Consider the following 24779-nt stretch of genomic DNA (forward strand, 5'->3'; position numbering starts at 1 on the left):
GTTGAAGTTTCAATATTTTCGCCTAGGATATTTGTCGAACGGGTGGAAACCGGCGGCGGGCGCATCGATGCGTCGTGCTCGAAGCATGATCCGGAAAAGTGGATACCGGTTTTCCGACAAGATCATGCTCGAACAAAAGACGGGCGAAGTGTCGGACAGGAGTGGGCGTGCTCTCAACAGTCAGCGTCAACAGCGGCGGCGCCCCCATGCCGCCCTTCGTGTTCAAAGGCCTGTCGGCGCCGACGACCGATCCGTCCTGGCATCCCGCTGATGTCGGCTTCAGCAAGCGAGGTGGCGCGCACAACAAATTGAGGGTCGCGAACTTCCTCACCTTCTCCGGTTCGCCGGGAATCTGGGGGCCGGCCACCACCAACGCGGTGTTGCTCGCAGTCTCCGAGATTAATCGTCGCGGCGGCATTCTGGGCCGCGAGATCGAATTGACGATGTTGGATGCGGGCGGCCCGATCGAGGACGTCGTGCGCCGTGCCGCAGAGGCGGTCGCCTTCGACGAGGTCGATGTGATCATGGGCTCGCATATCAGCGCGGTCCGCGTCGCGCTGCGCAAGGTCACCGGCGGCCGGGTGCCCTATATCTACACGCCGGTCTATGAAGGGGGCGAGCGCACGCCGGGCGTCATGGCGATCGGCGAGACGCCGCGCTGGCAGAGCAGACCCGCGATCCATTGGCTCGCCGACGTCAAGAAGGCCTCGCGCTGGTATCTGATCGGCAGCGACTATGTCTGGCCGTGGCAATCGCATCGCGCGGTCAAGAAATACATTGCCGAGTCCGGCGGGCAGGTGGTCGGCGAGGAGTTCGTCCCCGTTGGCGAGGACAATCATTTCGCCCATCTCGACCGCATCCGTGCCGCGCGTCCGGATGTCGTGCTGATCTCGCTAATCGGAACCGACAGCATCACCTTCAACCGTGCCTTTGCCGAGAGTGGCTTGGCGGCAACGACGCTCAGGCTGGCCGGCGCGATGGATGAGACCGTGCTGCTCGGCATCGGCGCCGACAACACCGAGAACCTGTTCTGCGCTTCCGGCTATTTCATCGGCATCGGCTCGCGCGCCAACGACGACTTCCTCAGTCAGTATCACGCCACCTTCGGCCCCACCGCGCCGCCAATCGGTTCGGTTGCGCAGTCCAATTACGAGGGCCTGCGGTTCCTGCAGACCGCGGCCGAGCGCGCGGGCTCGCTGGCGTTCAAGCCGCTGCTCACCGCGGGGCGCAACATCGTCTATACCGGCGCGCGCGGGCCGGTGACCATTCGGAGCGGCCGCGCCGAGATGCCGATGTATCTCGCCGAAGCCGACGGCCTCGATTTCAAGCTGATCAAGACGATCTGACGCACGGACGGAATTGCGCCCGCGCGCCGCCTTATAAAATAATCCTTGAAAAGGAAAATATTTCCGTCAGTAATACTGCGGCGGCTTCGGGTGGGACCGCATCGTCTTCGCATGCATTCCGTGGCCGCGCGCAACATCAAACTTCCAGGGAGAGTGTCTTGTCCGTCGTGCTTCCGACCCCAACGCAACTTCGCGCGGTCGCCGCGCAATGCGGCCTCGCGCTTTCCGACGAAGACGTCGCTTCGTTCCGCGGGCTGATGCAAAGCTCGGTCGACGCCTACAACCTTGTCGCCGCGATGCCCGACGAGGTGCCGCCTGTGAAATATCCGCGCACGCCCGGCTATCGGCCGAGCCCGGAAGAGAATCCGCGCAACGCCTGGTACCGCAAGGCGACGGTGAAGGGCGCAGACTCCGGCAAGCTCAAGGGCAAGAAGGTCGCGCTGAAGGACAACATCATGCTCGCCGGCGTGCCCATGATGAACGGCTCGGCAACGCTCGAGGGCTATGTCCCCGATTTCGATGCCACGATCGTGACGCGCATGCTGGATGCCGGCGCGGAGATCGCCGGCAAGGTGCATTGCGAATCCTTCTGCATCTCCGGCGGCAGCCACACCAATTCCACCGGGCCGGTGCATAACCCCTACAAGATGGGCTATTCGGCCGGCGGATCGTCGTCAGGCAGCGGCGTCGTGGTGGCGCTTGGCGAGGTCGACATGGCGATCGGCGGCGACCAGGGCGGCTCGATCCGCATGCCGTCCTCGTTCTGCGGCACCTATGGCATGAAGCCGACCTGGGGGCTCGTGCCCTATACGGGCGTGATGCCGATCGAGGTCTTCGTCGATCACACCGGCCCGATGACGGCGACGGTGGAAGACAATGCCTTGTTGCTCGAAGTGCTCGCCGGTGACGACGGCTACGATCCCCGCATCAAGGCGCCGAAGGTCGATGAATATACCAAGGCGCTCGGCCAGGGCGTGAAGGGGTTGAAGATCGGTGTGCTGAAGCAAGGTTTTGAGCAGGCCGGAGCGGAGCCTGCGGTGAACGAAAGCGTCCGCGAGGCGGCGAAGCGCTTCAAGGACCTCGGCGCATCGATCAGCGACGTCTCCATTCCGATGCACCTGCTCGGCCCCGCGATCTGGATGCCGATCGGCACCGAGGGCATGACGCAGACCATGATGTACGGCGACGGCTACGGCCTGAGCCGTCCGGACCTCTACTCGACCTCGCTGATGGATTTCCACCGCGGCTGGCGGCGGCAGGCGGATTCGCTCTCGGAAACCACCAAGCTGTTGCTGCTGTTCGGCACCTACATCAACAACACCTTCGGCCCGCGCTATTACGGCAAGGCGGTCAACATCTCGCGCCGGCTGACGGCCGCCTATGACGCGGTGTTCAAGGACTATGATCTCCTGCTGCTGCCGACCACGCCGATGAAGGCGACGCCGCTGCCGCCGGCGAACGCGAGCCGCGAGGAGTATGTGGCGCGTGCGCTGGAGATGATCTCCAACACCGCGCCGTTCGACATCAGCCACCACCCCGCGATGTCGCTGCCGTGCGGCATGGTCGATGGCCTGCCGGTTGGCTTGATGCTGGTCGGTCGCCACTTCGAGGAATCCACCATCTACCGCGCTGCGCATGCCTTCGAGCAGTCCGGCGACTGGAAGAAGATGTGAGGGAGCTAGCGTTGCACTTCGGCCGGATCGCGATGCATGGGTAGTGCATTCGTCGCCGCTTTCGAAATCCTGAGCTTCGGCGCGATCATCGTCCTGGTCGTGCTGGGGCTCGGGATCATCGCCAGCATGATGGGCATCTTCAACTTTGCGCAGGGCGAGTTCGTCCTGCTGGGTGCCTACATCACCTATCTCGCCTATAGCCATGGCCTCCCGGTCTGGGTCGGCATGGCGGCCGCGCCGTTTCTGGTCGGCGCGCTCGGCTTCGTGCTCGAGGCGCTGATCATCAGACGCTTCTACGCAGCCCCGATCGTCGCGATGCTCGGCACCTATGCGCTCGGCCTGATTATCCGCGAATGCGTGCGCGGCCTGATTGGCGGGCTCTATCTCTCGGTGCCGGAGCCGATCGGTGGCTCGATCGATCTCGGCACCGTCCACATCTCGGCATGGCGCTTCACCATCGTCGTGATCACGATCCTGGTGATGATCGGCTGCTATCTCCTGCTCTCGCGCACCACTTTCGGCCTCCGGGTGCGTGCCACGCTGGAGAATCCGGCGCTGGCGCGAGCCTCCGGCATTTCCACCGCCGCGATGTACGGCACCACCTTTGCCTTCGGTGCGGCGCTTGCAGGGCTCGCCGGCGCGCTGCTGGTGCCGGTGTTCAGCCTGTTCGCCGATCTCGGCATCCGCTTTTTGATCCAGGGCTTTGTCGCGGTCATGGTCGGCGGCGTCGGGTCGTTCATCGGCCCGGTCGCGGGCGCGGCCGTGATCGGCACGCTGAGCGCGGCGCTGCCGTGGGTGATGGCGCCGGTGATCGCCGACATCCTCATCTTCGTGCTTGCCATCGTGTTCATCAAATTCCGGCCGCAAGGCCTGCTTTCGGGAAAAGGGGTCTAGTCTCATGCGTAGCGATTATTTGAAATTAAGCCGGCGTCGTTTCCTGCAAAACTTTGCCTTTGCCTCCACCGCGATCGCGACCGGCGTGGGAAGCTGGGTGATCCGTCCCGAATGGGCCAATGCGGCCGAAGGCCCGATCAAGGTCGGCATCGCCACCGACTTGACCGGACCGATCGCCTATGCCGGCAATGCCGACGCCAATACGGCCAAGATGGTGGTCAAGGAGATCAACGATGCCGGCGGCCTGCTTGGCCGTCCGATCGAGCTCTTCATCGAGGACACCGCGTCGAACGAGTCGGTCGCGGTCGGCAACGTCCGCAAATTGATCCAGCGCGACAAGGTGGATCTCGTGCTCGGCGGCATTACGAGCTCGATGCGCAACGCAATCAAGGACCCGATCGTCGCCCGCGGCAAGACGCTCTACATCTATCCGCAGCTCTATGAGGGCAAGGAGTGCACGCCTTATCTGTTCTGCACCGGCCCGACGCCTGCGCAGCAATGCGACGAGTTCATCCCCTGGCTGATCAAGAACGGCGGCAAGCGCTTCGCACTGCCAAGCGCCAACTACGTCTGGCCGCATACGCTGAACGTCTACGCGCGCAAGGTGATCGAGGCCAATGGCGGCGAGGTGATCTTCGAGGAATATTACCCGCTCGACCAGGTCGATTTCAGCGCCACCGTCAACCGCATCATCTCCAATAAGGTCGACGTCGTTTTCAACACGGTAATCCCGCCCGGCGTCGGTCCGTTCTTCAAGCAGCTCTATGAAGCTGGCTTCCTGAAGAACGGCGGCCGGCTATCCTGCGTCTACTATGACGAGAACACGCTCAACATCAACCAGGCCAACGAGATCGAAGGCCTCGCGAGCTGCCTCGACTATTTCAAGGTGCTGACCAAGGACGATCCGGTCAGCGCCAAGATCCAGGCGACCTACGAGAAGGACTTCCCCGGCAACTTCCTGTTCGCCGCCGGCAGCGCCGCGACAGGCACCTACCGCGGATTGAAGCTATGGGCAGCCGCCGTCAAGGAGGCCGGCAAGGTCGATCGCGATTCCGTTGCGGCTGCGCTGGATCATGCCAAGATCGCGGAAGGGCCGGGCGGTCCCGCCGAGATGGTGCCGGGCAAGCGGCACTGCAAGATGAACATGTACACCGCCGTCGCCAAGGGCGGCGTGTACGAGATCGTGGCCCGCAGCAGCGGGCTCGTCGACCCCAAGGAATGCTGAGTCAAGAATGGGCGCAACCGAGCAGGCGGTTCGTACGGGGATCGACGAACGGCCGGACATCTCGAAGGCTGAACGCGGCGCGACCGCCGCGCTGGCGTCACAGGCCAGAACGCCGCGCAGGGTCCTGCCGATCGTGGAAGTCCTGGCGCTGCTGGTCGCAGTCTTCCTGCCGCTGGTGCTGCAGGATTATCTGACCGTCTTCGCCACCCGCGTCATCATCCTCGCGCTGTTCGCGCTGTCGTTCGACCTCGTCTGGGGCTATGCCGGCATCATGAGCTTTGGCCAGGCGCTGTTCTTCGGCTCGGCGGGCTACGGCGTGGCGCTGCTGGCGCGCGATCTCAACGTCACTTCGATCTTCCTGGTGCTGCCGGCGGCGATGCTGATCGGGTTGATATTCTCGCTCCTGCTCGGCTGCTTCCTGTTGCTCGGCCGGAATCCGTCGAGCATGATCTTCGTCGCGCTCGGCACCCTCACCGGGTCCTATGCCGCCGATCGCCTGGCGCGCGGCTGGTATTATCTCGGCGGGCAGAACGGCATTCCTTCGATCCCGCCGATGTCGCTCGGCAGCTACGATATTACGGAGGGGCCGGTCTATTACTATCTCGCGCTCGGCATTCTGCTCGTCGTCTATCTGCTGTGCCGCTTCCTGGTGCGCTCGCAATTCGGCCTTGCGCTCGCAGGCCTGCGCGAGAACGAGCAGCGCATCGCCTTCTTCGGCTACAAGGCGCAGCATCTGAAGGCGATCGTCTTTACCGTCGGCGGCACCATCGCGGGCCTCGCCGGTGGTCTCTATGCGTTTCACGAGGGGTTCGTCTGGCCCAACATGCTGGGCGTCGTGATCTCGACCCAGGTCGTGCTCTACGTCCTCTTCGGCGGATCGGGCACGCTGATCGGCGCCGTCATCGGTGCCGTGATCATCGAGGGCGTCAGCTTCTGGCTATCAGACAATTACCGCGACATCTGGCCGATCCTCCTCGGCGTGTTGCTGCTCCTGGTGATCCTGTTCCGCCCGCTCGGCCTGATCAGCTTCGTGCTCGGCGAACGCGAGCGCGTCGGCAGCTTCGGCGGAAAGACGAAGGGGAGCAGCCATGCCGCTCCTTGAAGCCACCGGCATCAAGAAGGTGTTCGGCAAATTGACCGCGCTTGACGGCGCGGGGCTGACGGTCTCCGAGAACGAATTTCACGGCCTGATCGGCCCGAACGGTTCGGGCAAGAGCACGCTGATGAAATGCGTCGCCGGCGCCGAAACGCCGACCGAGGGCACCGTGCACTTTGCGGGCAGCGACATCACCGCGCTGTCGCCGACCGAGCGCGCCCGCGCCGGCATGAGCCTGAAATTCCAGATCACCAGCGTGCTGCCGTCGCTGACGCTTTACGACAACATCCTGCTGGCGCTGCAGGCGCAATGCTCGCTGCTCGACCTCGTGCTGTCGCGCACCCGCGGCATATTGCACGACCAGGTCATGGCGATGCTCACTCAGTTCCGCCTCGCCGATCGCGCCCATGACGCGGCGGCGACGCTGTCGCATGGCCAGCAGCAATGGCTGGAGATCGCGATGGCGCTCGCCGGCAAGCCGCGGCTGTTGCTGCTGGACGAGCCGACCGGCGGCATGAGCCTGGAGGAGCGGCGCGTCACCGGCGAATTGCTGCAGCCGATCAAGTCGCATTGCTCGCTCGTGATCGTCGAGCACGACCTCGATTTCATCCGCGACATCTGCGATCGGCTCACCGTGCTCGACCAGGGTCGGGTGCTTGAGAGCGGCACCGTCGCCGAGATCCAGGCGAGCCCGGACGTACAGGAGATCTATCTGCGCCGTGCCTGACAGCCAGTTCCTCGATATCATCAATCTCGACGCCGGCTATGGCCGCAGCCAGGTCCTGTTCGACGTCAATATGGGCATTCCCTGGCGCGGCGGTGTCGCCGTGCTCGGCCGCAACGGTGCCGGCAAGACCACGCTGATGAAGACCATCGTCGGCGAACTGGGCCTGTCCAATGGCGAGCTCAAGTTCGACGGCAAGGATATCGGCCGCCGCCCGACCGAGGAGCGCGTGCGGCTCGGCATCGGCTATGTGCCGCAGGAGTATTCGGTGTTCGCGCGGCTGTCCGTGCGCGATAATCTTGCGGTCGGCGCGCTCTACAATCGGGACGCCGCCGCCATCGATCGGGTGCTGGCGATCTTTCCGAAGTTGGCCCAGCGACTGGACCAGCCCGCCGGCACGCTATCGGGCGGCGAGCGCAAGATGCTGGCGATCGGCCGCGCGATGCTCGGCGACCCGAAACTGCTGCTGCTGGATGAGCCGACCGAGGGCGTCTGGATCGGTGTGATCGAGGAGATCACCGAGCGCCTGATCGAACTGGCGAAGGACATCGCGGTCGTCATCGTCGAGCAGCACCTCGACCTTGCGCTGCGGGTGGCCGACTACGCCTATGTCCTCGATCGCGGCCGCGTCGCGCTGCAGGGCCCGGCCGCCGCCATCAGGGACGACCCGGAACTGCTGCGGTATCTGGCTCCCTAAGCCCGGCTTGCGCGGGCCTTTCCGTCATCACTTTTCGGGGGTGACCGGGTATTTGGTCTCGATTGTGCCCAAGTCTTGTTCCGTGATATCCCCGGTCATTCGGTGAATCCCTTCTGGAGCCCGTCAGAGGCTCCGGTGCGCCGAACCGGGGTTAGATGGGTCATATTGGGACAGGTGCAGCCGAGCGCCCGCGGGGTGGTGCTCGATGGGTGGGCAAGGCGACATTTTCTGTCGCCTCGTTTGCGTTGGCGTCTGCCCTTGCCGTCTGGATCACAGAGATTAACCCCTTGGATTTGCTGCGCGGTTCGGCCTTGGCGAACACGTCCGCGGCGATTTCCTTCAACGATCGGTTCGGGGCGCGCTCGACGCTCGATTCCGCCTTTATCTACTATCCCTCGCGCCCGATGCTTCGTGGCAGCCGTAACGATTTCAATGCGGAATTCGCCCATATCCAGGGTTCGCTGACCGAGCAGCTTCGCGACACCCAGACTGATGAACCCGTGCAAGCCAGCCCGCCCAACCCGGCGCCGTCTTCCACGGTCGCCGCGATTCCGCTGCCGCGGTCGCGCCCGGTCGATGCGAACCTGCAGGTCAAGAACGATCTGCCGCCCGCTCCGGCACCCGTCGCGCAGGCGGAGGAACGCTCCATTTGGCAGAAGATCACCGACTGGGTGCCAGGACGGGTGCAACTGGCGTCCCTCGAGCCGAATGGCGGAATCCTTCCCGGCACCGGGCCGAGCCTGACGACGCTCGGCTATGACAGCACGACCGCTGTCTATGACATCACGGCGCGCACCGTTTACATGCCTGACGGCACCAAGCTCGAGGCGCATTCGGGACTTGGCAGCCTGATGGATGATCCTTCCCGTGTGACTGCCCGCAACGCCGGCGCGACGCCGCCCGGCATCTACGAGATGAAGCCGCGCGAGAAGCTGTTCCATGGCGTGCCGGCGCTGCGCATGACCCCGGTCGATGGCACGGATACGTTCGGCCGCGCCGGCCTGCTGGCCCACCCCTACATGCTCGGCCCGAACGGCGATTCCAACGGCTGCGTCTCGATCAAGAACTACGACCATTTCCTGAAGGCCTACCGCAACGGCGAAATCAAGCGGATCGTCGTCGTGGTCCGGCTCAACGACCGCCCACCGCAGGCCGCAGCCACGCGCTCGGCATCGCAGTCGTAAGGCCCAATCTCTATCCGCCGCCTACGGGCGCAAGCGGCGGATGTGATCGCATCAACCGCCGATCTCTTTCCGCACCAGCGCGGCGGCGTCGCACATCGACTTCAGCTTTCCGAACGCAACGTGGCGCGGCATGTACTTCATGCCGCAGTCGGGCGCGACCACCAGCCGTTCGGCTGGCACTTGCTTCAGGCCATTGCGGATGCGTCCCGCGACCGTCTCCACCGACTCGATCTCCGGATTGCCGAGGTCAAGCACGCCAAGCATGATCTTCTTCGACGAGAGCTCCTTGAGCACGCCGAGATCGAGCTTCGGCTGCGCGGCCTCGATCGAGATCTGGTCGGCCGTGGTGTCGTTGAGCTCGCCGAGGAAGGAATAGCCGGCCGGCTTGTTCGAGCCCGGCACAACCGCGGCATAGCCGAAGCAGAGATGCACGACGGTGGGCACCGTGATGCCTTGAAGGGCGCGGTTGATCGCCTTCACGGCATAGCGCTTGGCGAGGTCCGGATTGTTGCGCACCCAGGGCTCGTCGAGCTGGATCACGTCGGCGCCGGCCTTCTGCAGGTCGAGCGCCTCGGCGTTGACGGCTTCCGCGAAGGCCATCGCGAGTTCCTCATCGTCCTTGTAGAACTCGTTCTTGGCCTGCTGGCTCATGGTGAACGGGCCGGGCAGGGTGATCTTGGCCGCGCGGTCGGTGTTCTGCCGCAGGAACTGCATGTCATGCAGCTCGACGGCGCGCGTCCGCTTCACCGGGCCGACCACGCGCGGCACCGGCGTTTGCGTGCTGCCGGTGCGAGCGGTGATGACAGCGGGATTTTCGTCATCGATGCCTTCGAGCGCGGTCGCAAAGCGGTTGGAATAGCTTTCGCGGCGGATCTCGCCATCGGTCACGATATCGATGCCGGCGCGCTCCATGTCTCTGATGGCGACGATGGTTGCATCGTCCTGCGCTTCTTCCAAGTGCTCGGCCGGCAACCGCCACATCGCATGCAGGCGGGTGCGCGGCACGACCTTTGACAGCATGGCGCGATCGACCAGCCATTCCGGCTGCGGGTAGCTGCCGACCACGGTGGTCGGCAAGAGATGCGTCGGGAGGTTCATGATAGTCTCCTTGTTGTTCTTGGTTCGGCTTCAGGCCGCACGCGTCGCTGCGGCCGCGGCTTCGTCCTTGACGGGATTGCGCAGCACGCCGATGCCGGAAATCTCGACCTCGACCACGTCGCCTTCCTTCATCCAGAGCGGCGGGTTGCGATAGGCGCCGACACCGCCGGTGGTGCCGGTGACGATGACGTCGCCGGGCGCAAGCTCGGTGAAGGTTGAGCAGTAGGCGATCAGGGCAGGGACGTCGAACACGAGGTCCGAGATCGGTGCGGCCTGCACCTCGACGCCGTTGAGGCGGGTGGCGATGCTCTGCTTGCTGATGTCTGATATCTCATCCGTCGTCACCATCCACGGGCCGAAGGCGCCGGTGCCGACGAAATTCTTGCCCGGCGCGAACTGCGAGGTGTGGCGCTGCCAGTCGCGGATGCTGCCGTCATTGTAGCAGGCGTAGCCGGCCACATGCGAAAGCGCAGCCTCGCGCGAAATCCGCCGGCCGGCCTTGCCGATGATGACAGCCATCTCGCCTTCATAGTCGAAACGCTCGGACTCCAGCGGCCGGATCATCGGCTGGCCGGCGCCGACCTGGCTGTTGGCGAAGCGGGTGAAGATCATCGGATGCGGCGGCGTCGGATGGCCGCTCTCGGCAAGGTGCGTGGCGTAGTTGACGCCGATGCAGAGGATCTTGTCGGGATCGGGCACGGTCGGCAGCAACTCGACCTCCTTGAGCGCATAGTCCGCGCGTTCGCCCTGCAGCTTCTTCAGCTCCTCGAGCGAGCCTTTCGCAAGCAGCGCCTTCAGCGTGGGAAAGTCCTTCAGCCACTTGCCGGCGTCGATCACGCCGGCGTCGGTGACGGTGCCGTAGCTTGCGACATTGGCCGCCTTGAAACTTGCGATCTTCATGATTTGACTCTTTCTTCGATGGAGGAAACGTAGGCGTCGATAGGCAGCACGATCTCGCCCGAACGGATCGGGACGCAGTCGGGCGGAAACTCCTGGCGGAAGCGGGCACCAAGGGCGGCGGCGCGATCGAGGAAATCCTCGAGATGCTCCATCGCGCCGGTCGGCAGGTCGTGCACCACCATCAACGTCCAGGGCTGCGAACGGCATTGATCGAGTGCGCGGTCGACCCAGCCGTCCGGATCGTTCCAGTCGCGCGGGATCGCATTCCAGAGCACGCAGCTATGTTTGTTGCGCTTGAGGTAATCGACCACGGACGGCTTGAGCAGCCGGTTGTCGAGATTGCCGCCGCCGCCGAACGGCCGGAACCAGCGCTGCGGATGGGCGAGGGCGCCGATCGCGGCCTGCGTGCGGCCGATCTCGTTCTCCGCCGTATCCGCATCAGGTTGCAGGCCGAGCGGAATGCTGTGGGTGAAGGTGTGGTTGCCGATCCAGTGGCCGTCGTCGTGAGCGCGGACCGCAAGCCTGCGTCGTGCGGGATCGCCAAGCTTTTCGCCGATCACGAAGAACGTCGTCTTGATGTCGCGCTCGCGCAGGATGTCGAGCACGCGCGGCGTGACCTCAGGCTCCGGGCCATTGTCGAAACTCAGTGTCAGGTCGAACACGCTGGCATCCCTTACGTCGCTGGCTGCACGGCACCGGACCCGATGTCGTCGGCGGCGCTCTGGCCGGCGCGGGTGCCGGTCTGCCAGATCGCGGCCTTGCGCTCGATCCACTTGATCAAGGCATTGAAGGCCATCGCCATGAACAGCACCAGCAGCACGCCGGCAAAGACATGCGGGCTGTCCAGGATGGTGCGGTAGCGCGAGATCAGGTAGCCGATGCCGGCGGACGAGATCAGCATCTCCGACACCACCACGCCGACGATGACGAGCGCGCCGCCGACGCGCAGGCCCGACAGCACGGTCGGGATCGCCGCCGGGATGATGACGCGGACGAGGCGCTGGCTCATCGTTGCGCCCATGCTGCGCGCGGCAAGTATGAGCTGCGGGTCGATGGTCTGGATGCCGGCTGCGGTTGCGAGCATCGTCGGCAGGAAACCGTAGATCGAGGCGAAGGCGATCTTGGATTCCGTGCCGATGCCGAGCCACACCGTGAACACGGGATAGAGGATCACCAGCGGCACCGCATAGAGGCTCGAGACCATCGGCATGATCAGCACGCGCGGCCGCGGCACGCTGCCAACGATGGCGCCGAGCAGGATGCCGCCGCCGCAGGCGAACGCCATCGAGATCGCGACCTCGTAGAGCGTCACCGCCAGCGCGTGACCATATTCCGGCGCCTCGTTCCATCCGGCCCTCAGCGTCGAGGAAAGCGACGGCAGGAACAGTTCCGGAATGAGGCCGGTGCGCGGCAGGATTTCCCACAGCGCAACCAGGCCGATCACGATCAGATGCCGCAGCGTCTTGGCGCTCATCGAAGCCTCACGCCGATTTGCGGATATGCCGCCAGATGCGGTCGCGCAGCGTGCCGAAGGCATCGCCGCTCAGCATCTCATAGGTGCGCGGCCGCGGCAGCGGCACCTGCAGATGGTCGACGATGCGGCCGGGCCGCGCCGACATCACGATCACTTCGTCGGCGAGGTAGACCGCCTCGGTCAGGCTGTGGGTGACGAACACGACGGTCTTGCCGGTCGCGGACCAGATGCGGAGCAATTCGTCGCCCATGGTCATGCGGGTCTGCTCGTCGAGCGCGGCGAACGGCTCGTCCATCAACAGCACCGGCGGATCCTGCACCAGGCCGCGGGCGATCGAGACGCGCTGCTTCATGCCGCCGGACAATTCATGCGGATGACGTTTGCCGAAACCATCGAGCCCGACCAGCTTCAGCGCCTCCTGCGCCTTGGCGCGGCGTTCGCTCTTGGCGACGCCGCGCAGCGCCAGCGGAAACTCGACATTCTCCTCCGCGGTCAGCCATGGAAACAGGCTCGCTTCCTGGAACACCACGCCGACGCGGTCCGGGTCGGGCTTGGGGATCGGCGCGCCGTTGATGGTGATGGTGCCCGTGGTCTGCTGGCGCAGGCCGGCCATCATCATCAAAAGCGTCGACTTGCCGCAGCCGCTCGGGCCGACCAGCACGACGAAGCGGCCCGGCTTGATCTCGAGCGAGACATTGTCGAGCGCGACCACGTCCTGCGTCGACGTCTTGAAGACTTGGCCGACATTTTTGACCTCGATCGCGCCGGCGCGCGGCGGCGGCTTTAGCGGTGTCACGTTCGCCAATGGCTGCATCGCGTTTCCACCCATCTGATCAGTTCGTTGAAGGTCATCGCGATCGCCGCGACCATCACCACGCCCGCCAGCAATTGCTTCATCTGGAAGTTCTCGCCCCAGGTCGCGATCTGGTGGCCGATGCCGTCGCGCGAGGCGTACATTTCAGCGAGGATGACGCCGGTCAGGTTGAAGATCATGGAGATCCGCAACGCCTCCAGCAGCACCGGCAGCATGCTCGGCAGATAGACGCGGAACGCGGTCTGCGCGGGCGTCGCGCCATAGGAGCGGGCGACCGTCAAATGCTCCACCTTCACCGACTCCACCGCCGTCGTGGTCGACATGATCACGATGAAGATGGTCGAGAAGAAACCGAACCCGACCTTCTGCGAGAAGCCGACGCCGAACACCAGGATGAACATCGGCAGGAAGATCGATTTCGGGATGCTGAAGGCGAAGAACAAGAGCGGCTTTGCCACTTCCGCAAAGTAGCGGTTTTCCGCGATCAGGAACCCGATCAGCGCGCCTGAGGGGACCGCGAGCGCGAACGCGGCCAGCACTTCGGTCGCCGTCACCATCAGATCCTTGCGCACGGCGGCGCGCTGCAGGAGATCGCCGAGCGTCACCAGCGTGTCGGACGCCGACGGCAGCAGCCGCGGATTGACGATGCCGGTGCGCGACAGCAATTCCCACAGCGCAAAGATCGCGACCACGATCGCGATCCGCGCCAGCTTTATGGCAAGTGTGCCCTGCATCTCAGAACTTCGTCGGCACCGGCTTGAACTTGGTGGAGATGATCTCCTCCACCGGCACGATGTCCTTGAGCCCGCCGAGCTTGGCGAGATCGAGCGAAAGCTGCACGGCGGCGGGCACGTTCGCGGCACCCATGTTGCCGTCGGTCTCCAGCTTCAGAATCGTGTTCTCATATTCCAGCGCGGCGATCTCGGCCGGCATCTCGTAAAGCTCAGAGATCAGCTTCACCGTCGTGTCGCGGTTGGCGCGCATGAATTGCAGCGCGCCGTAGAGCGCGTTGACGGCCTTCTGCACCACCTCGGGCTTGGCATCGGCATATTTGTCGAGCACGATCCAGCCGGCGCTCAGATTCGGCGGCACCGCCGTGGCGTAGTCGAGAATGGTGCGTGCCTCGCCCGATTTCGCAATCTGGAAGCTGAGCGGCGAATAGACCACGGCGGCATCGACATTGCCCGCGAGCAGGTTCGGCACCAGGCCGCCACCGCCGACCGGCACGCGGGTGAATTCGAGCTTCTTGTCCTGCGCGGTCCACAGCGCGAGCAGGTCGGAGCCGGAGCCGGCCGAGGTGATCGCGACTTTCTTGCCGTTCAGATCCTTCACCTCGAGCGTCGACTTGACCGGCACCATCAGTTGCCAGCCGAAGCTGCCCATCGCGGCGTTGGCAACGAGTTTCGACATCACGCCCTTCTTGCGTCCGGCTGACACCAGCGAGGGCGGATCGAGAATGATGTCGGCAGCACCTGCCGCCATCGCCTCGAAGGTCTCCGCACCGCCGCGGTAGATGGTCAGTTCGGCGTTGATGCCTTCCTTTTCGAACAGCTTCTGCCGCACGGCGGTCTCGGCGATCGTCGTCGGCCAATAGGTCTTGGTCGGCAGTCCGACGCGAATCGTCTCGGCCGCGGAGGCGGCGACAGGCGCAGCGAGCACGGTGACGGCGACGAGCGACGCCAGGGCATGGCGGCGGGACATGGGCATAGTTCTGTTTCCTCCGGGATGGCTGTTTGTTTCCGGGAACTGCTCCCGGCCTTCAGTTCGTGCCGTTCACCTCCGAGATCCGGGGCGCGGCGAGCTCGACGAATTCCATGGTGACCGTGAAGTGCTTGGACAGCGCGATGACGGCGGCATCCGCGTCGCGCCTGCGTACGGCTTCGACAATCGCGGCGTGCTCGGCTTCGACATCGCGCGGCTTGCCGACCTCGCGCCGGATCGACAGCCGGCGATAGCGCTCACTCTGCTCGTGCAATTCGTCACGAAAGCCGAGCAGCCACCGCGAGCCGCAGGCATTGACGAGCGCGCGATGAAAAACGCGGTGGCGCACCACCCATTCTTCATAGTGCACGCCCGGCTGATCGGGATAGCGGTAGGGCACCGCCTTCAGCGCCTCCCAGGCGGCCTCGACAGCCGCGAGCCAGGCCGCGTCGCCGCGTTCGATCGAACGCCGCAGCGCCAGTCCTTCGATATCGATCCGCGTCTGCGTGACGTCGGCGAGATCGGCGAGCGAGACCGGGCTGACGCGAAAGCCGCGCTGGTCGGAGGCCTGCACCAACCCATCCGCCACCAGCCGCGACAGCGCCTCGCGCACCGCTGCGAGGCTGACGGAAAACTGTTTGGCGAGACCCGCGATGTGGAGCTTCTGGCCGGGCAAGAGCCGGGTCGAAAGGATGTCCGCGCGCAGCCGCTCCTGCACCGCAACGTCAGGCTGCGCGGCCGCTCTTCGCCAAATCCCTCACGAAAACTCAACTCGATGCCGTTCATGGCGGTGGAGATTGACGGGCTCGACCATTGCCGTCAATCGAAAATCGATTTTTTCCGTTCTAGAGTTCCACGATGTGACGACGTGCCTTGCGGTGTCCGACGTGACTGGCCCTGGTATCGCGGATGCCATTTCGCAGTCGCAAAAGATCTGGCCGCTCTTGAAGACAGAGCAGGGCGACGCGTCAAGCGTCCGCGGCGTCACCATAAATGGACAGGCGGACGGAGCGGCGGGGCAAGTTGGAGCGGGTTGGCGTCCAATCTAGGCCGCGTGGATCGAGCGCTGCATCTTGTCGAGCAGAGCAGGGATCTGTTCGGCCGGAACCGGCCGGCCAATGAAATAGCCCTGGGCTTCGTCGCAGTTCGTCTGGCGCAGATATTCGAGCTGGTCGGCCGTCTCAACGCCTTCCGCCACCACGCCGATGCGCAGCTCCCGCGCAAGCCCGATCACGGATTTGACGATTGCGGCGCAGTCGGGCTGCACCAGCATGTCGCGGATGAAGGATTGGTCGATCTTGATGCGGCTGAAAGGCAGTTTGCGCAAGTATGTCAGGGAGGAGAAGCCGGTGCCGAAATCGTCGAGCGCAACCGTCACTCCCAAATCCAACAGCGAGTTCAGGATCGACAAGGCCGATCCATACTTTGCGATCAGCATCGATTCCGTGATCTCGATCTCGAGCCGATCGGGGCGCACGCCGGCTTGCGCAAGCGCCTGCACGATCGTCTGCAGGATGCCGGCATTGTTGAACTGCACCGCGGAGAAATTCACGGCCACGCGGATGTCGTCGGGCCATTCGGCAAGCGTCAGGCAGGCGCGGCGGACCACCCACTCGCCGATCTGGTGGATCAGCCCGGTCTCTTCCGCGATCGGGATGAAGTCGCTGGGCGAAACCAGTCCGCGCTCGGGATGCCGCCAGCGCAGCAGTGCTTCGAACCCGGTGATGCGGTTCTCGCCGATCTCGATGAATGGCTGATACACCAGGAACAACTCGTCGCGCTCGATTGCCCCTTCCAGATCCCGCCGCAACGCCAGGCGATCGCGCGCCGACTTGTCGTCGCCGGGTTCGAAGAAGCAGATCGTGCCGGGTCCTGCCTTCTTGGCGCGATACAGCGCGATGTCGACATGTTTCATGAGGTCGTGGGGCGTATTGCCGTCGCGCGGCGCCAGCACGATGCCGACGCTGGTTGCCCCGAACGCTTCGCGTCCATCGATCACGAACGGATCGTCGAAGGCGGCAACGAAACATTCGGCGATCTCGAAGGCGTCTTTCGGCCTGGTCAGATTGGCCATGATCAGCGCGAACTCGTCGCCACCGATGCGTGCAACATGTTCGGTGGTGCGGGTGCAGCGTTGCAGTCGCGCAGCCGCCTGGACCAGAAACTCGTCCCCGGCGGGATGGCCGAACTTGTCGTTCACCTCCTTGAAGCGATCGAGATCGAGCAGCAGCACGGCAAACTCCTCGCCGGTGCGTGCCAGCCGGTCAAGCGCGGCTTCCAGGGTTTCGTTGAAGGCAATTCGGTTGGGCAGCCCCGTCAGCAGATCCCGCCGCACGGTCCGCTCCGCCTCGAGCTGGGTGATGATGCGCCGTGTGAATTCGAAGGAATTAACGAACACGGCGCGGAGCAGCACGAAGCCATAGATCGCGAGCAGGATTGCAACCAGCAGGTAGACGAAGTCGCCAATCCTGTACAGGCAGATCGTGGAGCCGATAAAGATCGGCGTGGTAAAGGCGATGGTGGCGATCGGAATGCTGGCGAAGGCGAGCGCGCCGCCCGCAAGCATTCCGGCGCAAAGACAGGTAATCACCAGTTGGCCGCCGTTGGAGGCGTTGGCAAAGAACGCCACTGGAACGATCGCCCACGCGGATCCCAGCACGAGTGCGTTTTGTACCAATCGATGCATGGTGCGGCGAGAGACGAACTGCGGCTTTGCAATTCGTCGCGACGCGCGTGACTGCCATCCGAGCCATATCGCGCCGCCGGCCACGGTCGCGGTCCAGATGGTGGCAGGAAGCCAGTCCGCCGAGTGCCAGAGCGCGATCGCAAGTATGGTCGCGTTGCAGACGTTGGCCAGCATGAAGCCGACGGCATGGCCGAGCACAAGCGACATCTGCTCAGAGCGGATATAGCCGGCGCCCGTCTCGTCCGTTGCCGGTCCGCCGAACGCGGCGAGATCGCCGGCGAACAATTTTGAGAAATATGAGCTCAGATACGTCCGCATCCCTCGCCCTGCAGGCTTGGCCCCAAGGCGGGCGCCGATTGCGGAACCTCGCCGCAAAGCTTTGACAAACTGTGAATTATGGAGGGTGCGGACATCGCAACAAGACGTTGTGATAACCGCGTGCGCGTGCATCGCTAACAAATCGATACAAATGCGCTTGACGGCGATCGGGCGCGGCGCTGCCGGCGGAGCGGCCAATCGAGCGTGGCAGTCAAGGCCCTCAGGCGAAGGCGCATGGCGATAAGTCTTTTCAAATTGTAGCTTTGTCTGTACCACCACAGAAAATAAAAACCTGGGGGAAACAAATGAACAATAACAGCGACAGCTTGGAATTCGATTACGTGATCGTGGGCGCTGGTTCCGCCGGTTGCGTGCTCGCCAATCGCTTGAGCGCCGACGGCAAGAACTCGGTGCTGCTGCTGGAGGCGGGACCCAAGGATACCAACATCTGGATCCATGTGCCGCTCGGCTACGGAAAGCTGTTCAAGGAAAAAACCGTCAACTGGATGTACCAGACCGAGCCCGAGCCGGAACTGCACGGGCGTCAGGTGTTTCAGCCCCGCGGAAAAGTGCTGGGCGGTTCGAGCTCGATCAACGGTCTGCTCTATGTGCGCGGCCAGCACGAGGATTACGACCGCTGGCGCCAGCGCGGCAATGCCGGCTGGGGCTATGACGAGGTGCTGCCCTATTTCAAGCGGGCGGAAGATCAGCAGCGCGGCGCGAACAAGTATCACGGCGCGGGCGGTCCGCTGCCGGTGTCGGACTGGCGGCATCACGATCCGCTGTCGGAAGCCTTTGTGAAGGCGGCGGACGAGGTCGGCATTCCCACCAATCCCGATTTCAATGGCGCGACCCAGGAGGGCGCCGGCTTCTTCCAGACCACGACGCGGCGCGGCCGCCGCGCCAGCAGCGCATTCTCCTATCTGCGCCCCGCGATGAAGCGCGGCAATCTGCATGTCGAGACCTCGGCGCTGGCGCAGCGCATCGTCTTCGAAGGACGCCGTGCGCGCGCCGTCGAATTCAAGCAGGAGGGGCGTGTTCGCACGGCGCGTGCCCGGCGCGAGATCCTGGTCTCCGGCGGCGCCTACAACTCACCGCAATTGCTGCAACTCTCCGGCGTCGGGCCGGCGGAGCTGTTGAGGAAGCACGGCATCGAGGTCGTGCTTGACCAGGCGGGCGTCGGCAATGATCTGCAGGATCATCTGCAGGTGCGGCTGATCACGCGCTGCCTGCAGCGTGTCACGCTCAACGACGTCGTCAATCATCCGCTGCGCCGCCTTTGGGCCGGTGCGCATTATGCGGCCTTGCGGCGCGGACCGCTGACGATCGCCGCCGGCACTTCGGGCGCATTCTTCAAGACCGATCCGCGGCTGGCGACGCCGGACATCCAGATCCACTTCATCCCGTTCTCGACCGACAAGATGGGCGAGAACCTGCACACGTTTTCGGGCTTCACCGCCTCCGTCTGCCAGCTCCGTCCCGAAAGCCGCGGCTCGCTTCGCATCAAAAGCGCGGACCCATCAGTGCCGCCGGAAATCCGCATCAATTATCTTTCGACCGAGACCGACCGCCGCGCCTTCATCGACGGCCTCCGCATCCTGCGCAAGATCCTCGCTGCACCGGCGCTGAAGGCCTATTGTGCGGAAGAGATCGAGCCGGGCCCGAAGACGGTTAGCGACGAGGATCTGCTCGATTTCTGCCGCCGCACCGGCTCAACCGTCTATCACCCGACCTCGACCTGCCGCATGGGCAACGATGCGCTGGCCGTCGTCGACCAGCGGCTCAAAGTGCGCGGCATCGAAGGTTTGCGCGTGGTCGACGCCTCGATCATGCCCGACCTGATGTCGGGTAACACCAACGCGCCGACGATCATGATCGCGGAGAAGGCGTCCGACATGATTTTGGAGGATGCGCGTTAGTTTTGCGTAGCCCGGATGGAGCGAAGCGCAATCCGGGACTCTTCATTGCGGCGCCGAACCCCGGATTACGCTTCGCTCCATCCGGGCTACGGGCTGACGCATCCAGAAATTCCGCTGTCATCATCCGCGAAGGCGGATGATCCAGTACACGCAGGCCTCTCGGTTGTAATGAGTGCTGGCGCTTACTGGATGCCCCGTCGGAGCCTGTCATCGGGCTCGCCGAAGGCGAGACCCGGTGGCGGCGCATGACGGTGGGAGGGGAGTTCAGTCTCTAAACGCCCGCACCCGCTGCACCATCTGCTCGACATGGGCGATCGGTGTCTCCGGCTGGATGCCGTGGCCGAGGTTGAAGATCAGCCGGCCCTTGCCGTAATTCGCCAGCACATCGTCGATTGAGCGATCGAGCGCGTCGCCGCCGGCGATCAGCGCGAGCGGATCGAGATTGCCCTGCACCGCGGCGCGGCTCTGCACGCGTTCGCGGATCATCGCCGGCTCCGCGGTCCAGTCGATGCTGACGGCGTTGACGCCGGTTGCTTCCACATAGGCGGGAAGCATGCCGGCAGCGCCACGGGGAAAGCCGATGATCTTGGCGTCAGGCACCTGCCTACGGACGCCCTCGACGATGCGGCGCGCCGGCTCGATCGACCAGCGTTCGAATTCGCGCGGCGGCAACACTCCGGCCCAGGTGTCGAACAACTGCAGACAGTCGGCGCCGGCTTTCAACTGACCGACGAGATAGTGGATCGAATTCTCCACCAGCACGTCAACAATGGCGGCAAACGCTTGCGGGTGCCGATAGGCCATCATCCGCGCCGGTGCCTGATCGGGCGTGCCCTGGCCTGCGACCATATAGGTCGCGACCGTCCATGGCGCGCCGCAGAAGCCGATCAGCGCGATCCTGTCGTCGAGCTCGCGCCGCACGCGACGCAGCGCTTCATAGACCGGCTCGAGCTTCGTGAAGTCCGCATGCGTCGCTAGCGTCTTCACTTTTTCCGGCGTATCGAGCGGATCGAGCCGCGGGCCTTCGCCGGCCTCGAACCGCACCGAACGTCCCAGCGCATAGGGAATGACGAGGATGTCGGAGAAGATGATGGCCGCATCGAAGTTGAAGCGGCGGATCGGCTGCAGCGTGACTTCGGCGGCATAGTCCGGCGTGAAGCAGAGATCGAGGAAGCTGCCGGCCTTGGCCCGCAACTCGCGATATTCGGGCAGATAGCGGCCGGCCTGCCGCATCATCCAGATCGGCGGGACCGGCTGGCGCTTGCCGGCAAGCACATCAAGGAGCGGCTTGGAAGAAGCTTGGGAATCTTGGGACAAGAAAGGTTCCTGCTGAAACGGCTGACATTTTGACGCTTCTGATACACGGCGCGTCGCTTCCGGCCAAGGCAGATCTGGAACTCCCGGAGAGCACGGTGCGTTGATTGGGCGCAAATGGAGGGAGCATATGGCTGAGAAATTCAATCCGGCGCCGCATGACAAGCATGCCGATGACCCGCGCGAGGCGCTTGCTGCCGATCGCGAGACGCACGAGAAGCTCGAGGCCGGCCTGGAACACACCTTCCCGGCGTCTGACCCCGTGAGCGCGGCCCAGCCCTCGCCGACCAAGCACGATGGCGAGAGCGAAGACCCGTCGCTCTGGGAAAAAGTGAAGGCGGTGTTCCGCTAGCTGTCGTCCTCGCGAACGAGCCTCCGTCGTCCTCGCGAAAGCGAGGACCCATAACCACAGGATCTAGTATTGAACTCGGAACGGCGTCCTGAGTTTTCTTCGAGCACCGGTGGTTATGGGTCCCGGGTCAAGCCCGGCACGACGGCCACATTTCAATAATGCGGCGGCCGCTCGTTGATCGGGGCGGCCGTATTGCTTTCGGCTTCCTGCAACTGCTCGCGCAATTCTGCCACCTGCCGCGTCAGCGCATCGATCTGCTTCCATTGCGCGGTGATGGTCTCGTTCAGCGTCTCGATCGTGTCGTCCTGATAGGCGATCCGCGTTTCCAGCGCATCGATGCGCTCGGCGAGTGTCTTCATATCAGTCGTCTTCGCGTCAGTCATGGGCGGTCTCTTTTCCGCGCTCGCGCAAGCCGTGGCCGAGCGCGACCCGTTCGTCGAATACGAAACATTCACCGCGCCAGCGGCTCTCCTGCTTCGGCATCTCTTCCAGATATTTCAGGATGCCGCCCTTGAGGTGGTACACTTCACCGAACCCGTGCGCGAGCAAAAAGCTGCTCGCCTTTTCGCAGCGGATGCCGCCGGTGCAGAACATCGCGATCTTCCTGTGCCTGGCCGGATCGAGCTCGCGCGCGGCAAAGTCCCTGAACTGTCCGAAACTCTTGATGCCGGGGTCGACCGCGCCCTCGAACGTGCCCAGCGCGACCTCGAAGGCGTTGCGGGTGTCGATCACAAGCGTGTCGGGATCCGCGATCAGCGCATTCCATTCGGCCGGGTCGACATAGATCCCGACCTGCCGCGTCGGATCGACGGAGGCATCGCCGAGCGTGACGATCTCCTTCTTCAGCCGCACCTTCATTCGCTGGAACGGCATCTCGGCGGCCGCTTAGAATTTCAGCTCCAGCCTGTCAAGCCGGCCGCCGAACAGCGCGCCGTGCCCCAGTTCCGCAATAAAGGCGTCGATCGCCTCAGCGCGTCCCGCGATCGTGCCATTGACGCCCTCGCTCGCCAGCAGGATGCTGCCCCTCAACCCGAGACCCGCAGAGATTGCGTGCAAGGGGTCGCGCAGCTCCCGGTAATCGGGCAGGCTGGCGAATTGGTAGAAGGCGGCGACTTTCAGCGGCATGGCGCGGATTTATCAGGCGGTTGGGCCAGCGAAAACCCTTAGTCGGATTTCCCGGCGCAACGCAGCTCTGGCATGCCAGCCATTGCCGAGAACGGCACGAATATGTCATGTAGCTCCCGCCCCGCCGGGAACTCCAATGCAGAACAACCAAGCGAGCTACCTTTAATGAGAAACTTCCATTTCGCCGGCCGCTCCACCGTCCACTCCCTCAACGGAATGGTGGCGACGTCGCATCCGGAGGCCGCGCTGGCGGCGATCGACGTGATGCGCGAGGGCGGCACGGCAGTGGATGCGGCGATCGCCGCATCGGCGCTGCTTGCGGTGATCGAGCCGCAATCGACCGGCATCGGCGGGGACTGCTTTGCGCTGGTGCAGCCGAGAGGCGAGGGCAAGATTACGGCCTATAACGGTTCCGGCCGCGCGCCGATGGCGGCGACCGCAGAATGGTATCTCGAGCGCAAGATCCATTCGGTGCCGCTCACTTCGGCGCATGCGGTGAGCATTCCCGGCGCTGTCGACGCCTGGCAGACGATCCTCAATGATCACGGCAAGTTCGGCCTCGACAAGCTGCTGCAGCCGGCGATCAAGGCCGCGGAAGAGGGGTATGTCGTCGCGCCCCGCATCGCCTTCGACTGGAAGAACCAGTTCGAGAAGCTGAAGAACGGCACCAACACCGAGCGCTATCTGCTGCCGCACGGCAAGCCCGCAGTCGCCGGCGACGTGATCCGCCAGCCCGAGCTCGGCAAGACGCTGCGCGCGATCGCGAAGGACGGTCCGAAGGCTTTCTACACCGGTGAGATCGCCGAGGACATGGTCGCGACGCTGCGCAGCATCGGCGGCCTGCACACGCTGGACGATTTCGCTGACCATTCGACCGAGGTCACCGCGCCGATCGGCACCATCTACAAGGGCTACGACGTCTGGCAGTGCCCGCCGAACGGCCCGGGCATCACGATGCTGGTGATGCTCAACATCCTCTCGCGTTTCGATCTCACAAAATTCCCCGCGCTCAGCGTCGAGCGTTTCCATCTCGAGGCGGAGGCCGCGCGCATCGCCTACATGATGCGCGAGCAGTACATCGGCGATCCCCGGCACGTCCATGTCGACGTCGCCGGCATCCTGGCCAAGGAATTCGCCGACGAATACATCAAGAACATCCGGATGGACCGGCTGCTAGAGCTGCCCAATGTCGCGCCGCCGATGAATCCGTCGACGGTCTACATCACCGTGGTCGACAAGGACCGCAACGTCTGCTCCTTCATCAACTCGATCGCGCATTCCTTCGGCTCGGCGATCGTCTCCAACAAGACCGGCATCCTCTTGCAGAACCGCGCCGGCGGCTTCCGCATCCAGCCCGGCCATCCCAATTGCATCGCGCCGGGCAAGCGTCCCTTGCATACGATCATCCCGAGCCTTGCGACCAAGAACGGCCGCGCGATCATGCCGTTCGGCGTGATGGGCGGGCAGTACCAGCCGGTCGGCCAGACCCGTGTGCTGACCAACATCCTCGACTATGGCTGCGACGTGCAGGAAGCGATCGACATGCCGCGCGGCCTGCATTACGAGGGCGTCTATCAGCTCGAGGACAGCGTGCCGGCCGCGATCGTCGAAGGCCTGAAGAAGATCGGGCACAAGACCACCAGCGTGGTTGCTCCGCTCGGCGGCGGACAGGCGATCTGGATCGACTGGGACAAGGGCACGTTGACGGGCGGTTCCGATCCGCGCAAGGACGGCTGCGCGCTCGGCTATTGATGCTGGGCGCCAATCCGAAAGGTGGTAACATGAACTTCACTCGACGCAGCGTCGTCAAGACCATCGCTGCCGCCGCGGCCGCGATCTCCGTTCCGGCCCTGTCGAAGATGGCATCGGCCCAACCAGCAGGAAAAACCGTGACGACACCTTCAGGATTGCAAATCATCGACACCGTGGTCGGCACCGGTCCTTCACCGAAGCCCGGCCAGATCTGTGTCATGCATTACACCGGCTGGCTCTACGAGAACGGCCAGAAGGGCAAGAAATTCGACTCGTCGGTGGATCGCAACGAGCCGTTCGAATTTCCGATCGGCCAGCGCAAGGTGATCACCGGCTGGGACGAGGGCGTCGGTACGATGAAGGTCGGCGGGAAGCGCACCCTCATCATCCCGCCCAATCTGGGCTATGGCGCGCGCGGCGCCGGCGGCGTGATCCCGCCGAATGCGACGCTGTTATTCGACGTCGAATTACTAGCCGTGAAGTAGAG

The 24779-nt window shown here is 64.1% G+C and carries 23 protein-coding genes and 1 pseudogene; 12 read left to right on the forward strand and 12 right to left on the reverse strand.

The window, feature by feature from the left end; all coding sequences use genetic code 11:
• Positions 1 to 167 precede the first annotated feature (167 nt).
• The 8 genes from CWO89_RS00895 (at position 168) to CWO89_RS00930 (ending at position 8839) form a co-directional block, all read left to right on the forward strand.
• Entirely contained in the window at positions 168 to 1346 is a 1179-nt protein-coding gene (locus tag CWO89_RS00895; protein WP_165420938.1) for a substrate-binding domain-containing protein, read from the forward strand.
• A 158-nt stretch (positions 1347 to 1504) separates the two neighbouring features.
• Positions 1505 to 3019, forward strand: coding sequence for an amidase (locus tag CWO89_RS00900; RefSeq protein ID WP_130576797.1), 1515 nt, complete (start codon positions 1505 to 1507; stop codon positions 3017 to 3019).
• Between the two features lie 36 nt (positions 3020 to 3055).
• A complete protein-coding gene (locus CWO89_RS00905) occupies positions 3056 to 3913 on the forward strand; it encodes a branched-chain amino acid ABC transporter permease (protein ID WP_130576798.1) in 858 nt (285 codons plus the stop codon).
• Positions 3914 to 3917: 4 nt separating this feature from the next.
• Positions 3918 to 5138, forward strand: coding sequence for a substrate-binding protein (locus tag CWO89_RS00910; RefSeq protein ID WP_130576799.1), 1221 nt, complete (start codon positions 3918 to 3920; stop codon positions 5136 to 5138).
• A gap of 7 nt (positions 5139 to 5145) precedes the next feature.
• Positions 5146 to 6240 carry a branched-chain amino acid ABC transporter permease gene (locus tag CWO89_RS00915; RefSeq protein ID WP_130576800.1) on the forward strand — a complete coding sequence of 365 codons (1095 nt, stop codon included), beginning with the start codon at positions 5146 to 5148 and terminating at the stop codon, positions 6238 to 6240.
• Positions 6227 to 6961, forward strand: a complete 735-nt coding sequence (locus CWO89_RS00920; RefSeq protein ID WP_130576801.1) for an ABC transporter ATP-binding protein — start codon at positions 6227 to 6229, stop codon at positions 6959 to 6961. The genes CWO89_RS00915 and CWO89_RS00920 overlap by 14 nt, the downstream gene beginning before the upstream one ends.
• Positions 6954 to 7655: a branched-chain amino acid ABC transporter ATP-binding protein gene (locus CWO89_RS00925; RefSeq protein WP_130576802.1), complete on the forward strand. Its 702-nt coding sequence runs from the start codon at positions 6954 to 6956 to the stop codon at positions 7653 to 7655. Before CWO89_RS00920 ends, CWO89_RS00925 begins: the two co-directional genes overlap by 8 nt.
• A 311-nt stretch (positions 7656 to 7966) precedes the next feature.
• On the forward strand, positions 7967 to 8839 hold the full coding sequence (locus CWO89_RS00930) for a DUF2778 domain-containing protein (protein ID WP_245475623.1): 873 nt from the start codon (positions 7967 to 7969) through the stop codon (positions 8837 to 8839).
• Positions 8840 to 8890: 51 nt separating this feature from the next.
• On the opposite strand, the gene CWO89_RS00935 is transcribed toward CWO89_RS00930, so the two are convergent.
• The 9 genes from CWO89_RS00935 to CWO89_RS00975 all read right to left on the reverse strand — a co-directional run bounded on the left by CWO89_RS00935 (position 8891) and on the right by CWO89_RS00975 (position 17830).
• On the reverse strand, positions 8891 to 9937 hold the full coding sequence (locus tag CWO89_RS00935) for a uroporphyrinogen decarboxylase family protein (protein WP_130576804.1): 1047 nt from the start codon (positions 9935 to 9937) through the stop codon (positions 8891 to 8893).
• Between the two features lie 30 nt (positions 9938 to 9967).
• Entirely contained in the window at positions 9968 to 10837 is an 870-nt protein-coding gene (locus tag CWO89_RS00940; protein ID WP_130576805.1) for a fumarylacetoacetate hydrolase family protein, read from the reverse strand.
• Positions 10834 to 11499, reverse strand: coding sequence for a polysaccharide deacetylase family protein (locus CWO89_RS00945; protein ID WP_130576806.1), 666 nt, complete (start codon positions 11497 to 11499; stop codon positions 10834 to 10836). Before CWO89_RS00945 ends, CWO89_RS00940 begins: the two co-directional genes overlap by 4 nt.
• 11 nt (positions 11500 to 11510) lie before the next feature.
• Positions 11511 to 12311 carry an ABC transporter permease gene (locus CWO89_RS00950; RefSeq protein ID WP_130576807.1) on the reverse strand — a complete coding sequence of 267 codons (801 nt, stop codon included), beginning with the start codon at positions 12309 to 12311 and terminating at the stop codon, positions 11511 to 11513.
• 7 nt (positions 12312 to 12318) lie between these two features.
• The gene (locus CWO89_RS00955; protein ID WP_245475624.1) at positions 12319 to 13125 is read right to left on the reverse strand and encodes an ABC transporter ATP-binding protein; all 807 of its coding nucleotides are present in this window, start codon (positions 13123 to 13125) and stop codon (positions 12319 to 12321) included.
• Positions 13104 to 13859 carry an ABC transporter permease gene (locus CWO89_RS00960; protein WP_130576809.1) on the reverse strand — a complete coding sequence of 252 codons (756 nt, stop codon included), beginning with the start codon at positions 13857 to 13859 and terminating at the stop codon, positions 13104 to 13106. Before CWO89_RS00960 ends, CWO89_RS00955 begins: the two co-directional genes overlap by 22 nt.
• Before the next feature lies 1 nt (position 13860).
• Positions 13861 to 14832: an ABC transporter substrate-binding protein gene (locus tag CWO89_RS00965; RefSeq protein WP_130576810.1), complete on the reverse strand. Its 972-nt coding sequence runs from the start codon at positions 14830 to 14832 to the stop codon at positions 13861 to 13863.
• A gap of 52 nt (positions 14833 to 14884) precedes the next feature.
• The gene (locus CWO89_RS00970) at positions 14885 to 15544 is read right to left on the reverse strand and encodes a GntR family transcriptional regulator (protein WP_245475626.1); all 660 of its coding nucleotides are present in this window, start codon (positions 15542 to 15544) and stop codon (positions 14885 to 14887) included.
• 327 nt (positions 15545 to 15871) lie between these two features.
• On the reverse strand, positions 15872 to 17830 hold the full coding sequence (locus CWO89_RS00975) for a putative bifunctional diguanylate cyclase/phosphodiesterase (protein ID WP_130576811.1): 1959 nt from the start codon (positions 17828 to 17830) through the stop codon (positions 15872 to 15874).
• A gap of 305 nt (positions 17831 to 18135) precedes the next feature.
• Here CWO89_RS00975 and CWO89_RS00980 point away from each other — a divergent pair, with 305 nt between their 5' ends.
• A complete protein-coding gene (locus CWO89_RS00980) occupies positions 18136 to 19749 on the forward strand; it encodes a GMC family oxidoreductase (RefSeq protein ID WP_130576812.1) in 1614 nt (537 codons plus the stop codon).
• A 264-nt stretch (positions 19750 to 20013) separates the two neighbouring features.
• Here the strand turns inward: CWO89_RS00980 and hemE are convergent, their stop codons facing one another.
• Positions 20014 to 21066 carry a uroporphyrinogen decarboxylase gene (gene hemE / locus CWO89_RS00985; protein ID WP_130576813.1) on the reverse strand — a complete coding sequence of 351 codons (1053 nt, stop codon included), beginning with the start codon at positions 21064 to 21066 and terminating at the stop codon, positions 20014 to 20016.
• A 127-nt stretch (positions 21067 to 21193) separates the two neighbouring features.
• On the opposite strand from hemE, the gene CWO89_RS00990 reads away from it, so the two are divergent.
• Complete coding sequence (locus CWO89_RS00990) at positions 21194 to 21415, forward strand: hypothetical protein (RefSeq protein WP_028162593.1); 222 nt, start codon at positions 21194 to 21196, stop codon at positions 21413 to 21415.
• A gap of 152 nt (positions 21416 to 21567) precedes the next feature.
• On the opposite strand, the gene CWO89_RS00995 is transcribed toward CWO89_RS00990, so the two are convergent.
• Complete coding sequence (locus CWO89_RS00995; protein WP_130576814.1) at positions 21568 to 21798, reverse strand: SlyX family protein; 231 nt, start codon at positions 21796 to 21798, stop codon at positions 21568 to 21570.
• A pseudogene (gene trhO / locus CWO89_RS01000) lies at positions 21791 to 22540 on the reverse strand (oxygen-dependent tRNA uridine(34) hydroxylase TrhO). The gene CWO89_RS00995 and the pseudogene trhO overlap by 8 nt, the downstream one beginning before the upstream one ends.
• A gap of 165 nt (positions 22541 to 22705) precedes the next feature.
• On the opposite strand from trhO, the gene ggt reads away from it, so the two are divergent.
• Positions 22706 to 24292, forward strand: a complete 1587-nt coding sequence (gene ggt / locus CWO89_RS01005; protein ID WP_130576815.1) for a gamma-glutamyltransferase — start codon at positions 22706 to 22708, stop codon at positions 24290 to 24292.
• 107 nt (positions 24293 to 24399) lie between these two features.
• The gene (locus tag CWO89_RS01010; protein ID WP_245475627.1) at positions 24400 to 24777 is read left to right on the forward strand and encodes an FKBP-type peptidyl-prolyl cis-trans isomerase; all 378 of its coding nucleotides are present in this window, start codon (positions 24400 to 24402) and stop codon (positions 24775 to 24777) included.
• The last annotated feature ends 2 nt before the right edge of the window (positions 24778 to 24779 follow it).

Source organism: Bradyrhizobium sp. Leo170, from assembly GCF_004296405.1.
Lineage (GTDB): Bacteria > Pseudomonadota > Alphaproteobacteria > Rhizobiales > Xanthobacteraceae > Bradyrhizobium.

Coding starts and splice junctions, on each gene's coding strand:
- CWO89_RS00905 (WP_130576798.1), top strand. CDS start 3,056: ATGGGTAGTGCATTCGTCGCCGCTTTCGAAATCCTGAGCTTCGGCGCG.
- CWO89_RS00910 (WP_130576799.1), top strand. CDS start 3,918: ATGCGTAGCGATTATTTGAAATTAAGCCGGCGTCGTTTCCTGCAAAAC.
- CWO89_RS00915 (WP_130576800.1), top strand. CDS start 5,146: ATGGGCGCAACCGAGCAGGCGGTTCGTACGGGGATCGACGAACGGCCG.
- CWO89_RS00920 (WP_130576801.1), top strand. CDS start 6,227: ATGCCGCTCCTTGAAGCCACCGGCATCAAGAAGGTGTTCGGCAAATTG.
- CWO89_RS00935 (WP_130576804.1), bottom strand. CDS start 9,937: ATGAACCTCCCGACGCATCTCTTGCCGACCACCGTGGTCGGCAGCTAC.
- CWO89_RS00940 (WP_130576805.1), bottom strand. CDS start 10,837: ATGAAGATCGCAAGTTTCAAGGCGGCCAATGTCGCAAGCTACGGCACC.
- CWO89_RS00950 (WP_130576807.1), bottom strand. CDS start 12,311: ATGAGCGCCAAGACGCTGCGGCATCTGATCGTGATCGGCCTGGTTGCG.
- CWO89_RS00955 (WP_245475624.1), bottom strand. CDS start 13,125: ATGCAGCCATTGGCGAACGTGACACCGCTAAAGCCGCCGCCGCGCGCC.
- CWO89_RS00960 (WP_130576809.1), bottom strand. CDS start 13,859: ATGCAGGGCACACTTGCCATAAAGCTGGCGCGGATCGCGATCGTGGTC.
- CWO89_RS00965 (WP_130576810.1), bottom strand. CDS start 14,832: ATGCCCATGTCCCGCCGCCATGCCCTGGCGTCGCTCGTCGCCGTCACC.
- CWO89_RS00975 (WP_130576811.1), bottom strand. CDS start 17,830: ATGCGGACGTATCTGAGCTCATATTTCTCAAAATTGTTCGCCGGCGAT.
- CWO89_RS00980 (WP_130576812.1), top strand. CDS start 18,136: ATGAACAATAACAGCGACAGCTTGGAATTCGATTACGTGATCGTGGGC.
- CWO89_RS00990 (WP_028162593.1), top strand. CDS start 21,194: ATGGCTGAGAAATTCAATCCGGCGCCGCATGACAAGCATGCCGATGAC.
- CWO89_RS00995 (WP_130576814.1), bottom strand. CDS start 21,798: ATGACTGACGCGAAGACGACTGATATGAAGACACTCGCCGAGCGCATC.
- ggt (WP_130576815.1), top strand. CDS start 22,706: ATGAGAAACTTCCATTTCGCCGGCCGCTCCACCGTCCACTCCCTCAAC.
- CWO89_RS01010 (WP_245475627.1), top strand. CDS start 24,400: ATGGCATCGGCCCAACCAGCAGGAAAAACCGTGACGACACCTTCAGGA.